The following is a 15194-nucleotide window of genomic DNA, read 5'->3' as shown; positions in this document are numbered from 1 at the left end:
ATCCCGGGCGGAACACGGCTTGTGGCAAAATGCCCCGCTTGAATCACGTAATCGCGCCTTCCCCCATGACAGAAACATCTCTTGCCGCCGCCCCCCGTACCCGCAACTCCGCCGACGAAGCCGGGCGCATCATTAGCCAGCTCGCCCAGGAACTGGGCGCGCGCGCCGGCCAGATCGGCGCGGCGGTGGAACTGCTGGACGACGGCGCGACCGTGCCCTTCATCGCCCGCTACCGCAAGGAAGCCACTGGAGGCCTGGACGACACCGTGCTGCGCAACCTGGAAGTGCGCCTGGTCTACCTGCGCGAGCTGGAAAGCCGGCGCGCGGCCATACTCGAGTCCATCGAGCAGCAGGGCAAGCTCAGCCCCGAACTGCGGCAAGAGATCACCGCCGCCGACACCAAGCAGCGCCTGGAAGATCTGTACGCCCCATACAAGCCCAAGCGCCGCACGCGCGCCCAGATCGCGCGCGAGGCGGGGCTGGCGCCGCTGGCCGAGGCCATACTGGCCGACCCGGGCTGCGACCCGCAAGTGCTGGCCGCGGGCTACCTGAACGCGGAAGCCGGCGTCAACGACGCCAAGGCCGCGCTGGACGGCGCACGCGACATTCTGGCCGAACAATACGCCGAAGACGCCGACCTGCTGGCCGAGCTGCGCGAATACCTGTGGAATAGCGGCCGGCTGTATTCCAAGGCCATACAGGGCAAGGAAGCCGAAGGCGCGAATTTCCGCGACTGGTTCGACTTCAGCGAGCCGCTGCGCACCCTGCCCTCGCATCGCATCCTGGCCATGCTGCGCGGCCGCCAGCAAGGCGTGCTCGATCTGCGCCTGGGCCTGGAAGAAGCGCTGGAAACCCGCCAGCCGCATCCTTGCGTGGAACGCATCGCCCAGCGCCTGTGCCCGACGGCCGGCTTCGGCGTCGACGCCGCGCCGCGCGCCCGCTGGCTTGGTGAAGTGTGCCGCTGGACGTGGCGCGTGAAACTGCTGACCGCCTTCGAATCCGAACTGCTGGGGCGGCTGCGCGAAAGCGGCGAACAGGAAGCCATACGCGTATTCGCCGCCAACCTCAAGGATCTGCTGCTGGCCGCGCCGGCCGGCCACAAGGCCGTCATGGGGCTGGATCCCGGCATACGCACGGGCGTCAAGGTGGCGCTCATCGACGCCACCGGCAAGCTGCTGGACACGGCCACGGTCTACCCCTTCGAGCCGCGCCGCGACCGCGAAGGCGCCATCAACACGCTGGCCGCGCTGGCGCTGCGGCACAAGGTCGAACTGGCGGCCATAGGCAACGGCACCGCCTCGCGCGAGACCGAGAAGCTGGTGGCCGACATGCTCGAGAAATTCCCCGACCTGGCGCTGACCCGCGTGGTCGTCTCCGAGGCCGGCGCCTCGGTGTATTCCGCCTCGGAGCTGGCCGCGCTGGAATTCCCCGAACTCGACGTCAGCCTGCGCGGCGCCGTCTCGATCGCGCGGCGCCTGCAGGATCCGCTGGCCGAGCTGGTGAAGATCGAGCCCAAGGCCATAGGCGTGGGCCAGTACCAGCACGACGTCAACCAGCGCGAGCTGGCGCGCTCGCTGGACGCGGTCATCGAAGACTGCGTCAACGCCGTGGGCGTGGACGTGAACACCGCCTCGGCCGCGCTGCTGACGCGCGTTTCGGGGTTGAACGGCACGCTGGCCAAGAACATCGTCGCCTGGCGCGACGCCAACGGCGCGTTTGCCAACCGGCGCAAACTGCTGGCGGTGCCGCGCTTCGGCGACAAGTCTTTTGAACAGGCGGCGGGCTTTTTGCGCATACCGAACGGCGACAACCCGCTGGACGCCTCGGCGGTGCACCCCGAGGCCTATCCGGTGGTGCAGCGCATACTCGAGAAACTGCAGGCCGATGCGCGCCAGGTCATGGGCCGCCAGGGCGCGCTCAAGGGTGTGTCGCCGTCCGAGTTCACCGACGAGCGCTTCGGCCTGCCGACCGTCAAGGACATCTTCAGCGAGCTGGAAAAACCGGGCCGCGACCCGCGCCCGGAATTCAAGACGGCACGCTTCAAGGAAGACGTGCACACCCTGGCCGACCTGCTGCCGGGCATGACGCTGGAAGGCGTAGTGACCAACGTGGCCAATTTCGGCGCCTTCGTCGATATCGGCGTGCACCAGGACGGCCTGGTGCACATATCGGCACTGGCCGAGAAGTTCGTCAAGGATCCACGCGACGTGGTGCGGGTCGGCCAGACCGTGACGGTGAAGGTGCTGGAAGTCGATGCCGCGCGCAAGCGCATCGCGCTTACCATGCGGCTCAAGGACGACCCGGCCACGGCGCGCCGCGCGCCCGGCGAACGCGGCGCGGGCGGCGCCCCCGGGGCGCGCCGGCGTACTGGCGACCGGCCCGCCGAGCCCGCCGGCATGGGAGCCATGGCCGCCGCGTTTGCCAAGCTGCGCAAATAGCCGGCGGCCTGGAACGGTAGGCCTGGAGCCGGTAGCCTAAGCCTGCCTGCAGCGGCTGTGCATTGAAATTGCCCGTGTGCCGCACGCCGTCGTAGCGCCTGACACCAGCCCGAACCGCTTCAGGCCTGCGGCTCGTAGATCATTGCCGGGCCGAGCACGCGCACGCCGACGCGGTCGCCGATGCGGTAGTCGAAGGGGTAATGGGCCCTGACCGGGAACTCGATGGCCGGGGCGGCGCCGTCCTGCGCACCGTCCGCGCCACCCATGCCAGGTGGGGTCTCCGCCTGCGGCGCAGGCTCCAGCACCACCGTGAGGCTGGAATAATGGCCGTGGAAGGCAATGCCGGTAACCCGCGCCGGCCGGCCCTGCTCGGGTTCGGCCAGGCGCAATTGTTCATGGCGCAGCATCACGCGCACCGCTGCAGCGCCGTCGCAATGGTTGGCAGCGGCTATCGGGCCCAGCGCCGTCTGCGCCACGCCGTCGCGCAGCACGCCGTCAAAGAACACCGCGCTGCCCACCAGCTGCGCGGTCTGCACGTCCACCGGCTGCCGGTAGACGCGCGCCGGCTCGTCGAACTGCACGATGCGCCCGTCGCGCATCACGGCGACGCGATCGGAAGAAACAAAGGCCTCATGCTGGTCGTGGGTCACCAGCAGCACCGTGGCGCCCAGCCGGCGCAGCAGCGCCATGACGTCCTGGCAGATGGTGGCGCGCAAGGCCGCGTCCAGCGCGTTGAAGGGCTCGTCCAGCAGCAGCATGCGCGGCCCCGGCGCCAGCGCGCGGGCCAGCGCCACGCGCTGCTGCTGGCCGCCCGACAGCTGCTGCGGCATCAGGGCACTCAATTCGGCAATGCCGGTAAGCTCCAGCATGTGCTCGACGGCCCGCTTGCGCGCCGGCCCCTTGGACAGGCCGAAGCCGATATTGTCGTAGACGTTCAGGTGCGGAAACAGCGCGCCTTCCTGCGGCACATAGCCGATATGGCGCTTCTCGGCGGCGACGAACACCCGGGCGTCGGCCACCAGCTGGCCCGCGACGCTGATGCGCCCCGCATCGGGGCGCTCGAAGCCGGCGATCAGGCGCAGCAGCGTGGTCTTGCCGCAGCCCGAGTGGCCCAGCAGCGACACCACCTGCCCCGGCTCGACGACGCAGTCCACGTCCCGCAGCACCTTGCGGGCGCCGAAGGATTTCTCCACCTGCTGTACCTGCAGGGTGGCGGGCTGGCGTTCATTGCGCATCGAAGTAGACGGCCTTGCGCAGGATATGCACGGGTATGCCGGAAATGAGTATGAGTACGGCGGCGTACGGCGCGGCCGCGGCGAAGGCGGAATTATTGGTCTCCGACCAGACCTGCATCGACAGCGTATCGACGCCGATGGGCGCGAGGATCAGCGTTGCCGTCAGTTCTTTCATGAGCTGCAGGAACACCAGGGCGCCGCCGGCCGCCACGCCGGGCGCGATGCAGGGCAGCGTGATTTTACAGAAAACCGACCAGGGGCTGTGGCCCAGGGCGCGGCCCACGTCCTCGAGGCTGGTGGGCAGCTGCTCCAGCGCGGCGCGCACCGAGGCCTGGGCCAGGGGCAGGTACAGCACCACATAGGCCACCAGGATCAGCAGCCAGCTCTGGTAGGCCCACGAGACATAAGTAATGGAGAAAAACGCCAGGGATAGCGCGATCACCAGCCCCGGCAAGGCATGCACCACATACGGAATGCGATCCAGCCAGTCGCCGAACAAGGCCTTGTAGCGCATGGCGGCCAGCACCAGGGGCACGGTGCACAGCACCGTGCACAGCGCGCCGGCCAGCGACAAGGACAGTGAATCGCCGGTGGATTCCAGCAGGCTGCCCCAGTCGATGCCGGCCGAAGTGCCATGCGTCAGCCAGTAGGCCAGCGTGCCCAGCGGCACCAGCAGCGCCGCCGTCATCAGTGCCGTAAAAACACCCAGCACCGGCCAGCGCCAGCGCCCCAGGGGCACGCGGGTTACCGGCCGGCGCGCGCCCTTGCCCACCTTGGCCAGGCGCACGCCGCCACGCACCCGCAGCTCGAACACGATCAGCGGCACGCACAGCAGCAGCAGCACGAATGCCAGCAGCGCGGCCGAGGCATTGCTGAATTCCAGCTCGTATTCTTCGAAGATGGCGGTGGTGAAGGTCTGGTAGCGCAGCAGGGCCAGCGCGCCGAATTCGGCCAGCATGTGCAGGCTGACCAGCAGCGCGCCGGCGCCCAGCGCGGGCTTCAGTTGCGGCAGCACCACTCGCCAGAAAGTCTGCCAGCGGTTGCGGCCGAGCGATTGGCTGACCTCTTCCAGCGCCGGATCGAGCCCCCGCAGCGCGGCCGATACCGGCAAATACACCAGCGGATAAGTGGCCAGGGTCAGGATCAGCACCGCGCCGCCATAGCCTTCGAAGATCGGACTGATGGACACCCAGGTATAGCTGCCGACAAAGGCCGGGATACTTAACGGCATGCTGAACAGCACCGCCCAGGCCTGGCGCCCCGGCAGATCGGTGCGCTCTACGCACCAGGCCGCGCCGGCACCCAGCAGCACCGTGGCGGCGGTGACCGACACCATCAGCGCAACGGTGTTGAACAGCAGTTGTGCGACACGCGGCCGCCACAGCAGGTCGAAGCCGCGCGTAAAGCCCACCTGCCCGGCACGCCAGATGACATACAGGAAAGGCAGGCAAACGGCCGTCAGCACCAGCGCGATGACGACACTATGCCAGAAAGAAGGCAGGCGGCCCGAGCGCCTTGCGTAACCGCAGCTGCGCCAGGCCGCCGCGATTGTCTGGGCCACCATGGGATCAAGCCATTTGGATTAATCAGCTGAGGCCGGCCTCGCGGATCAGCTCGGTGGCCTCGTGCGCGTCGCCCAGGTCGGCGGGCGACACCGCCGGGGGATCGAGCTCGCTGAAGGGCTTCAGATCGAACGGCGACTTGATGCTGTGGTTGACCGGGTATTCGGCCACGTCGCTGACGATGTTGCGCTGGCCCTCGGGGCTGGCGAGCCAGGCCACGAATTTCTGCGCGAGTTCCTGGTGCTTGCTGGCCTTGAGCACGCCTATGCCCGAGAACGTGACGAGTGCGCCCGGGTCTTTATGCCCGATATAGTCCAGCGCCGAATGCATGTTCTTGGCGCCCTTTTCTTTGGCCAGCGCGTACCAGTAATAGTTGTTGATGAGAGAAACTTCGACTTCGCCGCGTTCGACGCCTTGCAGCGCCGCCATGTTCTTGTTGTAGACCTTGCCGTATTTCTTCAGGCCTTTGAGCCAGGCCAGCGCGGCATCGCGCCCCTTGAGCTTGGCGATGGCCACCACCTGTTCCTGGAACGCGCCGCTGGTGGGCACGAAACCGATCTTGCCGGCCCACTTTGCGGTGGCATAGTTCAGCACCGAGGATTCGAGCTGGCTGGGCTTGAGCTTGGCCTTGTCGTAAGCCACCACGCGCGTGCGCGCCGAAGTGGCCATCCAGTCGCCGTTCTTGGCGTGGTAGTCGCCCGGCAACAGCGCCAGGGTCTTCGGGTCTATGGGCGACAGCAGCCCTTTCTCGGCCAGCGCCGCCAACGGCGGGGTTTCTTCGGCATAGAACAAATCGGCTGGCGTCTTCGCGCCTTCCTCGATCAGCAGATTGGCCAGTTGCGAACTGGAACCGTTGCGCAATTCGATCTTGATGCCGGTGGCTTTCTCGAAAGCCTGAACCGCGCCCTTGGCCGTAACCTTGTGTTGGCCGTTGTACATCACCAGGGTTTGTGCGCCCGCCTGGGCACCGAAGATGGCAGCAGCTGAAAAAGACGCAGCCGCCCAGAATTTACTGGAAAGTATGTTCATGGGATTAGCACTCTTGATCGTGAGAATGATTTTCGTTTTGATTATTTCACCGCCGCGGCATGGCGTCAAATACCAGCCTTATCCAATATCAGATGAGCCTGAGCGGGGCTACGCGATTCCAACATCAGATGAGTCTGGAGCGTAGGGGACGGATCGTCCGTCATCGGGAAATGATCTTGACCCTACACGACGACAGACTCACCAGCCTGGCGAGCCTGGAACCGTTTCTGGCAGGCACCGCCGCCCTGCCCTTATTGCGCGGCCAGCTCGGCCAGGGCGCCGCGCAACTGCGGCAAATGCTCTGCCGCCAGGCGCGCCACCACGCGGCCGTCGACGCTCAGCGCCGCCGACTGGCCCTCCAGGCTCAGCAGTTCGTCCAGCACACCGCTGCGCAGGGCTTGCACGGCGCGGCCCGCGGCCTTGGGGTCGGCGAAAGATTCCGACAGCAGCAGCTCCTGCCCCTCGGTGCCCAGCAGGCGGAAGCGGAACAGGCCCTGCTCGTCGCGGAAACTGACGAAGCGCGCCTTGCCGCCGGCCGCGCCCTTACCCTTGGCGGACGCACCCTTGCCGGCCGGCTTTGCGGCGGCACGCAGCCCCACCGCCTCGCGCAGCCGCGCCATGAAGGGCGCGGACAGCTTGCGCGCCTTGGCGGCGCCGGCCTGCAGAATATCTTCGATGCGCTCGGGCCTGGCCATCAGTTCGGCATAGCGCTCGCGCATGGGGGCGAGTTCCTGTTCCAGGCGCTCGCACAGCAGCTGCTTGGCATCACCCCAGCCCAGGCCTTGCTCGAGCTGCGTGCGGAACTGCGCCGCCTCCGCCGGGCTGGCGAAGGCGCGGTAGATCGTGTACAGATGAGAGCCTTCCGCGTCCTTGGGCTCGCCCGGCGCACGCGAATCGGTGACGATGCGCATGACCGCGGCGCGCAGCGCGCCGGCGCCGCCCTCGAACAGAGGAATGGTGTTGTCGTAGCTCTTGGACATCTTGCGCCCGTCCAGCCCCGGCAGGGTCGCCACGTCTTCCTCGATCTGCACCTCGGGCAGCACGAAGTAGTCGCCGCCGTACAGATGGTTGAAGCGCTGCGCGATGTCGCGCGTCATTTCCAGGTGCTGGATCTGGTCGCGCCCCACCGGTACCTTGTGGGCATTGAACATCAGGATGTCGGCCGCCATCAGGATCGGATACGAGAACAGCCCCATGGTGACGCCGTCGTCCGGGTCGACCTGCTTGAGCAGGTTCTGGTCGACCGAGGCCTTGTAGGCATGCGCGCGGTTCATCAGGCCCTTGGCCGTGACGCAAGTCAGCATCCAGCACAGCTCGGGAATCTCGGGCAAGTCGGACTGGCGGTAAAAGGTGACGCGCTCCGCGTCCAGCCCCGCGGCGATCCAGGTGGCGGCGATTTCCAGGCGCGAGCGCGCGATGCGCTGCGGGTCGTCGCACTTGATCAGCGCGTGGTAGTCGGCCAGGAAGTAGAAGGCGTCTACGCCGGCCTGCGTGCTGGCGCGTATGGACGGACGTATGGCCCCCGCATAATTGCCCAGATGGGGAGTGCCGGAGGTGGTAATGCCTGTCAATACGCGGGTGTTCATGGCGGGTGTGTCAGCAGTGGTTGAATCGTGAGACGGATGCGGCAAAGGCGCGGGCCTTGGCGGCGTCCAGCTTGGGTGAGGCCTATTTACACTAAAAGGGAAGCCGCACCCCTTTTAGCATGAACAGCCCCTAAAGCGTGGCGGCCTGGCGGCGCTCGGCCTGCAGGTATTCGGGCGACTGCATCTCCATGATGCGGGAGACGGTGCGCACGAATTCGTGGGCCAGCGCGCCATGCGTGTAGAGCTGGTCGGGCTCGCACTCGGCCGAGATGATCAGCTTGATCCTGTGATCATAGAACACGTCGACGAGCCAGGTAAAACGCCGTGCCTCGGAAGCATGGCGCGGGCCCATGCAAGGCACGTCCGACAGGATCACGGTGTGGAAGCGGCTGGCCAGTTCCAGGTAATCGATCTGCGAGCGCGGGCCGCCGCACAGCGTGGCGAAATCGAACCAGGCCACGCTGCCGCTGAGCGCAATGGCCCGCAGTTCGCGCTTGGCCACGGTAATGACCGGATCCAGCGGCGCGGTGTCCGACAGGCTCTCGAAGGCCCGGCGCAGCTCGGCGTTGGTCTCGGGGGTGATGGGGGTATGGTACATGCGCAGCTGCTGCAGCGTAAGGCGGCGGTAGTCCACACCGCCATCGACGTTGAGGACGTCCATGCGCTTGCGGATCAGCTCGATGGCCGGCAGCAGGCGCTCGCGCTGCAGGCCGTCGGGATACAGGGTCGACGGCTCGTAGTTGGAAGTCATCACGAACGATGTGCCGAACTCGAACAGGCGCAGCAGCAGCCGGTACAGGATCATCGCGTCGGCAATGTCCGACACGTGGAACTCGTCGAAGCAGATCAGGCGATAGCGGCGCGCCACGCGCCTAGCCACTTCGTCCAGTGGGTTTTCCCGGCCCTTGACCTCTTCCAGCTCGCGGTGCACGCCCTGCATGAACTCGTGGAAGTGCAGGCGCGTCTTGCGCTTGACCGGCACGGTCAGGTAGAAGGCGTCCATCAGGAAGCTCTTGCCGCGCCCCACGTCGCCCCACAGGTAGACGCCGCGCGGCACCACCGGATGATTGAACATGCGCTTGAGCCGTGTGGAGCGCGCCCGCCGGTATGCCACCCAGTCATCGTAATAGCGCTGCAGGCGCTCGACCGCGGCCAGCTGCGCCGCGTCGGGCCGGTAGCCGTGTTGGGCCAGCGCCTGCTGGTAATACTCGCGTACGTTCATGGGATTCGGGGATAGGGGATATGGGCTTGCCGGATTTTAGTGCCTGCGCGACCGATGGTCGTCCGGCTGGCCAAACAGCAGGCCGGATCGCCGCGGGCGCGCATGTGAACAGGGCGGACTCGAGTCCGCCCTGTTCACACTGGCGCCGCTACGGCATGAGGCGGTTCAGAAGTTCAACGCCCGCTTGTCCACCGCCAGGGCTGCTTCCTTGACGGCCTCGGACAGGGTCGGGTGGGCATGGCAGATGCGCGCGATGTCCTCGGCCGCACCGCGGAACTCCATGATGGTTACCGCTTCGGAGATCAGCTCGGAGGCCACCGGCCCGATGATGTGCACGCCCAGCACCTCGTCGGTCTTGGCATCGGCCAGGATCTTGACGAAGCCGGTGGTGTCGCCCAGGGCGCGGGCACGGCCGTTGGCCAGGAACGGGAAGCTGCCGGCCTTGTACTCGCGGCCTTCGGTCTTGAGCTGCTGCTCGTTCTTGCCGACCCAGGCGATTTCCGGCGAGGTGTAAATAACCGAGGGAATGGTGCCGAAATTCACGTGGCCATGCTGGCCGGCGATGCGTTCGGCTACGGCCACGCCCTCTTCCTCGGCCTTGTGGGCCAGCATGGGCCCGCGCACCACGTCGCCCACCGCCCAGACATTGGGCAGGTTGCTGCGGCAGTCTTCGTCGACCGCGACGAAGCCACGCTCGTCCAGCTTCAGGCCAACCACCTCGGCGCCCAGGCCTTCGGTGCGGGGCACGCGGCCAATAGAAACGATGAGCTTGTCGACCACCAGCTTCTGGTCGGCGCCGGAGGCATCGGTATACACGACCGTGACGTTGCGCGCCGCAGTCTTGACCTCGCCGATCTTCACGCCGGTGTGGATGGCCAGGCCTTGCTTGGCGAAAGCCTTCTGCGCTTCTTTGGCGACCTGCTGGTCGGCCACCGACAGGAATTCGGGCAGGGCTTCAAGGATCGTGACCTCGGCGCCCAGGCGGCGCCACACGCTGCCCAGTTCCAGGCCGATCACGCCGGCACCGATCACGCCCAGCTTCTTCGGCACTTCCGGTATGGCCAGGGCGCCGTCGTTGGACAGGATCTGCTTCTCGTCATAGGGGGCGCCGGGCAGTGCCCGCGGCGAGGAACCCGTGGCGACGATGACGTGGCGCGCCACCAGGTCTTCGTCGGAAGCGCCCGACACCTTGATCGACCAGCCGCCATCGACCTGGGCGGCGAAAGAGCCCATGCCATGAAAGAACGTGACTTTGTTCTTCTTGAACAGATACAGAATGCCGTCGTTGTTCTGCTTGACCACGTTGTTCTTGCGGCCCAGCAGCGTGTCGAGCTTGAGCGTGGCGCCCTTGATCTCGATGCCGTGCTCGGCGAAGTGTTGCGTGGCCTGCTCGTAGTGCTCGGAAGACTGCAGCAGCGCCTTGGAGGGAATGCAGCCCACGTTGGTGCAGGTGCCGCCGGGCGCCGGCTTGCCGTCGCCGGTAGTCCAGGCATCTATGCACGCCACGCTCATGCCCAGCTGGGCCGCGCGGATGGCGGCTATGTACCCGCCCGGCCCGGCGCCGATGACGACTACGTCGAATTGTTTAGCCATGTTGTTTACTCGCTGTATGGATGGAAGCGCACGATGGGTGCGCAAGGGCCGGCGCTGGCGCGCACCGGCGCGGGCGGCCTAGGGCGGGCCGCGCCGGCGAAGCGCCGCGCCCCGCTACGGGGCCGCACGGCGCCGCCTGATAACGGCTGCTTAGACTTCGAGCAGCAGGCGCTGCGGATCCTCGAGCGCCTCTTTGATGGCGACCAGCGCCAGCACCGCCTCGCGGCCATCGATGAGCCGATGGTCGTAGGACAGGGCCAGATAGTTCATGGGACGGATCACGATCTGGCCGTTTTCCACCACGGCGCGTTCCTTGGTGGCGTGGATGCCCAGGATCGCCGCCTGCGGCGGATTGATGATAGGCGTGGAAAGCATCGAGCCGAACACGCCACCATTGGAAATGGAGAAGGTGCCGCCGGTAAGTTCTTCTAGGCCCAGCTTGCCGTCGCGCGCCCGCGCGCCGAAATCGGCGATCTGCTTTTCGATGTCGGCGATGGACATCTGGTCGGCGTTGCGCAGGATCGGCACCACCAGGCCGCGTGGGCTGCCCACCGCGATACCGATGTCGAAGTAGCCGTGGTAGATGATGTCCTTGCCGTCGACCGAGGCATTGACCACCGGGTACTTCTTGAGGGCGGCCACGGCGGCCTTGACGAAGAAGGACATGAAGCCGAGCTTGACGCCGTGTTCTTTTTCGAATTTTTCTTTGTACTTGCTGCGCAGATCCATGACGCCTTGCATGCTGACCTCGTTGAAGGTCGTGAGGATGGCGTTTTCCGATTGCGACTGCAGCAGGCGCTCGGCGACGCGGGCGCGCAGGCGGCTCATGGGCACGCGCTGTTCCGGGCGGCCGTCGAGCGACAGCGTGGGAGGCGCGACCGGCGCGGCCGCGGGCTTGGCCGCCGGAGCGGCGCCGGCACCCAGGGCATCGCCCTTGGTGATGCGCCCGCCCCTGCCCGAGCCTTCTACCGAGGCCGGATCCACACCCTTGTCGGCCAGGATCTTGCCGGCGGCAGGCGAGGCGATGGCCGAGGCGGCCGGCGCGGGCGCTGCGGCGGCGGCCACTGCGGGAGCCGCCGCAGCCGGCGCCTCGGGTGCGGCGGCGGGCGCCGCGGCAGCCTTGGCATCGGTATCGATGCGCGCCAGCACTTCGCCGGCGGTGACGGTGCTGCCGTCGCCCTTGACGATTTCCTTGAGCACGCCGGAGGCCGGCGCGGGCACTTCCAGCACGACCTTGTCGGTCTCGACTTCGATCAGGATTTCGTCGGCCTCGACAGCCTCCCCGGGCTGTTTCTTCCAGGTGAGCAGCGTCGCCTCGGAGATGGATTCCGAAAGCTGGGGAACGACAACGTCAGTAATAGCCATGATTTTCAATCCGTTATTTTGAAGGTATTCGGTTATTTCGTAAGCATGTAGCCCTTGAACTTGGCGGCCAGGGCCGCTTCGATCAAGGCCTTCTGCTGCTCCTGGTGCTTGGCCAGGTAGCCCACCGCGGGCGAAGCCGAAGGCGGACGGCCGGCGTAGCCCAGGCGCTGCCCTTCGGACATGTTCTCGTACAAATGATGCTGGACGTAGAACCAGGCGCCCTGGTTCTGCGGCTCGTCCTGAACCCAGACGACTTCCTTGGCCTTGGCATATTTCTGCAGCTCGGCCTGGAAGGCCTTGTGCGCGAAGGGATAGAGCTGCTCGACGCGAAAGATGGCCACGTCGCCGCGCCCGGCTTCCTTGCGGGCATGCACGAGGTCGTAGTAGACCTTGCCCGAGCAGGCCAGCACGCGCTTGACCTCGGCGTCCTGGATGGACGGGTCTTGCTCGCCCAGCACCGGCATGAAATGGCCGTTGGCCAGATCGGCCAGGTCGGAAGCGGCGTCTTTGTTGCGCAGCAGCGACTTGGGCGTGAACAGGATCAGCGGCTTGCGGAACTGGCGGATCATCTGGCGCCGCAATACGTGGAAGATCTGCGCGCTGTTGGTGGGCTGCACCGCCTGGATGTTGTTGTCGGCGCACAGCTGCAGGAAGCGCTCGATGCGCGCTGACGAGTGCTCGGGGCCCTGCCCTTCGTAGCCGTGCGGCAGCATCAGGGTCAGGCCGCACTGGCGGCCCCACTTGGCTTCGCCCGAGGCGATGAACTGGTCGATGACCACCTGGGCGCCGTTAGCGAAGTCGCCGAACTGGGCTTCCCAGATGGTGAGAGTGTTGGGTTCGGCCGAGGCATAGCCGTATTCGAAGCCCAGCACCGCCTCTTCGGACAGCACCGAATCGATGACGGTGAACGGCGCCTGGCCTTCCGACACGTTCTGCAAGGGCACGTACACCCCGTCGTCCCAGCGCTCGCGCTTCTGGTCGTGCAGCACGGCATGGCGGTGCGAGAAGGTGCCGCGGCCGGAATCCTGGCCCGTGATGCGTATGGGATAGCCCGAAGCCACCAGCGTGGCGAAAGCCAGGTGCTCGCCCATGCCCCAGTCGAGCTTCTGTTCGCCGCGCGCCATGTGGCGGCGGTCGGTCAGCAGTTTCTGCACCAGGGGATGGACGGTGAAGTTGTCGGGAACGGTGGTGATGCGCTCGCCGATGCGGGTGAGTTCGGCCACGGGCACGCCGGTATCGGCGTTGTCGGTCCACTTGGCGCCGAGGAACGGCGCCCAGTCGGTGGAATACTTGCTCTTGAAGTCGGTGAGCACCGGCTCGATGGTGCGCTGGCCGTCTTCCATGAGCTGGCGGTAGTCCTTGACCATCTGGTCGGGTTCGCCTTCGGCCAGCACGCCTTGGGCCACCAGCTTGTCGCCGTACAGCTTGCGGGTGCCCGGGTGCTTGCCGATGCTCTTGTACATGAGCGGCTGCGTCAGCGACGGGGTGTCCTGCTCGTTGTGGCCCAGCTTGCGGTAGCAGACGATGTCGACCACCACGTCGTGGTGGAACTGCAGGCGGTAGTCCAGCGCCAGGCGGGTGGCGTACACCACGGCCTCGGGATCGTCGCCGTTGACGTGGAACACCGGGGCTTCGATCATTTTGACCACGTCGGTGCAATACAGCGTGGAACGGGTGTCGCGCGGATCGGACGTGGTGAAACCGATCTGGTTGTTGATGACGATGTGCAGCGTGCCGCCGGTGCCGTAGCCGCGGGTCTGAGCCAGGTTGAGGGTTTCCATGACCACGCCCTGGCCGGCAAAAGCCGCGTCGCCGTGCACCAGCACGGGCAGGACTTCGCGGCCTTCCTGGTCGCCGCGCCGGTCTTGACGGGCGCGCACGCTGCCTTCGACCACGGGGTTGACGATTTCCAGGTGCGAGGGGTTGAAAGCCAGCGACAGGTGCACCGGGCCGCCGCGCGTCGACAAGTCGCTGGAGAAGCCGTTGTGGTACTTGACGTCGCCGTCGGTCAGGCCCTGCGCATGCTTGCCCTCGAATTCGGCGAACAGGTCGCCGGGCATCTTGCCCATGATGTTGACCAGCATGTTGAGCCGGCCGCGGTGGGCCATGCCGACCACCAGTTCCTGCACGCCGTTCTCGCCGGCGTGGTTGACGATCTCGTCCATCGAGGCGATGAAGCTTTCGCCGCCTTCCAGCGAGAAGCGCTTCTGCCCCACGTATTTGGTATGCAGGAAGCGTTCCAGGCCTTCGGACTCGGTAAGCTGCTGCAGGATGTGGCGCTTTTCCTGGGGCGTGTAGGCGGGCACGCCGCCGGTGGATTCGAGGCGTTCCTGGATCCAGCGCTTGGCGGCCGGGTCGGATATATACATGAACTCGGCGCCCACGTCGCGGCAATACGTGTCACGCAAAGCCTTGAGCATGTCGCGCATGGTCATGGTGTCGGCTTTGGTGAAATAGGTATTGGTGGCCGCATAGACCTGGTCGAGGTCGGCCTCGGCGAGCCCGTAGAAGCTGGGGTCGAGCTCGGGGATGTCGGGGCGGTCGTGGCGCTTGAGCGGGTCGAGCTGCGCGACCCGCGAGCCCAGCGAACGGTAGGCGGCGATCAGCGACTGGACGTTGACCTGCTTGCTGGCGACCGACAGGTCGGGTTCCTGGGCGCGGCTGACGAAGGCATTGGCACGGGCACGCTGCGCAAACGATTCGATGATGGGAGCGTGAGCCTGGTCGCGCGTGATTTCGCGGCCATCGGTAGCCGGCAGATGCTGGAGCTGGTCGAAGTACTCGCGCCAGGCGTCGGTGACCGAGCCGGGATTGTCCAGATAGGACTCGTAGAGTTCTTCTACGTAAGGAGCATTACTGCCGAATAGATAAGAGTTGGATTTGAGTTCTGTTTCCGATGACATTTTGTTCGCTTCACCTAGCCGAGTGTCTCACTCGTTATGATGCAGGAAAACCTTCCGCGACACGGCCAGACCGGTTAGCGGATAGCGGGGCAGAAGGCAACGTACGACGCCTTGATAAGCCGTATTCGCGGTAGTATAACGCCGAACCACGCAGCAAGACCGATATACGCGGCAATTGGGCCAAATCCACAGCCCGGACGTTGACATTAACAAACACTTCGCCGCGGCGCTTGCGGGAAAGGCCTATATTGCGTCGCAAAA

The 15194-nt window shown here is 66.1% G+C and carries 9 protein-coding genes; 1 reads left to right on the top strand and 8 read right to left on the bottom strand.

Features of this window, described 5'->3' with window-relative positions:
* Positions 1-65 precede the first annotated feature (65 nt).
* On the top strand, positions 66-2438 hold the full coding sequence (locus tag CEY11_RS18885) for a Tex family protein (protein ID WP_088604981.1): 2373 nt from the start codon (positions 66-68) through the stop codon (positions 2436-2438).
* Positions 2439-2557: 119 nt separating this feature from the next.
* On the opposite strand, the gene CEY11_RS18880 is transcribed toward CEY11_RS18885, so the two are convergent.
* The 8 genes from CEY11_RS18880 to CEY11_RS18845 form a co-directional block, all read right to left on the bottom strand.
* Positions 2558-3673, bottom strand: coding sequence for an ABC transporter ATP-binding protein (locus CEY11_RS18880; protein ID WP_088604980.1), 1116 nt, complete (start codon positions 3671-3673; stop codon positions 2558-2560).
* On the bottom strand, positions 3663-5237 hold the full coding sequence (locus CEY11_RS18875; protein ID WP_088604979.1) for an ABC transporter permease: 1575 nt from the start codon (positions 5235-5237) through the stop codon (positions 3663-3665). The genes CEY11_RS18880 and CEY11_RS18875 overlap by 11 nt, the downstream gene beginning before the upstream one ends.
* 22 nt (positions 5238-5259) lie before the next feature.
* A complete protein-coding gene (locus CEY11_RS18870) occupies positions 5260-6264 on the bottom strand; it encodes an iron ABC transporter substrate-binding protein (RefSeq protein ID WP_088604978.1) in 1005 nt (334 codons plus the stop codon).
* Between the two features lie 251 nt (positions 6265-6515).
* Positions 6516-7850 carry a tryptophan--tRNA ligase gene (locus tag CEY11_RS18865; protein ID WP_088604977.1) on the bottom strand — a complete coding sequence of 445 codons (1335 nt, stop codon included), beginning with the start codon at positions 7848-7850 and terminating at the stop codon, positions 6516-6518.
* Positions 7851-7980: 130 nt separating this feature from the next.
* A complete protein-coding gene (zapE, locus tag CEY11_RS18860; RefSeq protein ID WP_088604976.1) occupies positions 7981-9072 on the bottom strand; it encodes a cell division protein ZapE in 1092 nt (363 codons plus the stop codon).
* A gap of 165 nt (positions 9073-9237) precedes the next feature.
* The gene (gene lpdA, locus CEY11_RS18855) at positions 9238-10665 is read right to left on the bottom strand and encodes a dihydrolipoyl dehydrogenase (protein ID WP_088604975.1); all 1428 of its coding nucleotides are present in this window, start codon (positions 10663-10665) and stop codon (positions 9238-9240) included.
* Positions 10666-10815: 150 nt separating this feature from the next.
* Positions 10816-12030: a 2-oxoglutarate dehydrogenase complex dihydrolipoyllysine-residue succinyltransferase gene (gene odhB, locus CEY11_RS18850; RefSeq protein ID WP_088604974.1), complete on the bottom strand. Its 1215-nt coding sequence runs from the start codon at positions 12028-12030 to the stop codon at positions 10816-10818.
* Between the two features lie 32 nt (positions 12031-12062).
* Entirely contained in the window at positions 12063-14933 is a 2871-nt protein-coding gene (locus tag CEY11_RS18845) for a 2-oxoglutarate dehydrogenase E1 component (RefSeq protein ID WP_088604973.1), read from the bottom strand.
* Positions 14934-15194 lie beyond the last annotated feature (261 nt).

It is taken from the genome of Candidimonas nitroreducens (genome assembly GCF_002209565.1).
Taxonomy (GTDB): Bacteria; Pseudomonadota; Gammaproteobacteria; order Burkholderiales; family Burkholderiaceae_B; genus Candidimonas; species Candidimonas nitroreducens.
Note: the sequence above shows the minus strand (reverse complement) of the source record. Positions and strands in the feature narration are given on the sequence as shown.

Excerpts from the sequence above, each read along its gene's own strand:
- zapE (WP_088604976.1), bottom strand. The coding sequence starts at position 9,072 with ATGAACGTACGCGAGTATTACCAGCAGGCGCTGGCCCAACACGGCTAC.
- CEY11_RS18880 (WP_088604980.1), bottom strand. The coding sequence starts at position 3,673 with ATGCGCAATGAACGCCAGCCCGCCACCCTGCAGGTACAGCAGGTGGAG.
- CEY11_RS18885 (WP_088604981.1), top strand. The coding sequence starts at position 66 with ATGACAGAAACATCTCTTGCCGCCGCCCCCCGTACCCGCAACTCCGCC.
- CEY11_RS18875 (WP_088604979.1), bottom strand. The coding sequence starts at position 5,237 with ATGGTGGCCCAGACAATCGCGGCGGCCTGGCGCAGCTGCGGTTACGCA.
- odhB (WP_088604974.1), bottom strand. The coding sequence starts at position 12,030 with ATGGCTATTACTGACGTTGTCGTTCCCCAGCTTTCGGAATCCATCTCC.
- lpdA (WP_088604975.1), bottom strand. The coding sequence starts at position 10,665 with ATGGCTAAACAATTCGACGTAGTCGTCATCGGCGCCGGGCCGGGCGGG.
- CEY11_RS18865 (WP_088604977.1), bottom strand. The coding sequence starts at position 7,850 with ATGAACACCCGCGTATTGACAGGCATTACCACCTCCGGCACTCCCCAT.
- CEY11_RS18870 (WP_088604978.1), bottom strand. The coding sequence starts at position 6,264 with ATGAACATACTTTCCAGTAAATTCTGGGCGGCTGCGTCTTTTTCAGCT.
- CEY11_RS18845 (WP_088604973.1), bottom strand. The coding sequence starts at position 14,933 with ATGTCATCGGAAACAGAACTCAAATCCAACTCTTATCTATTCGGCAGT.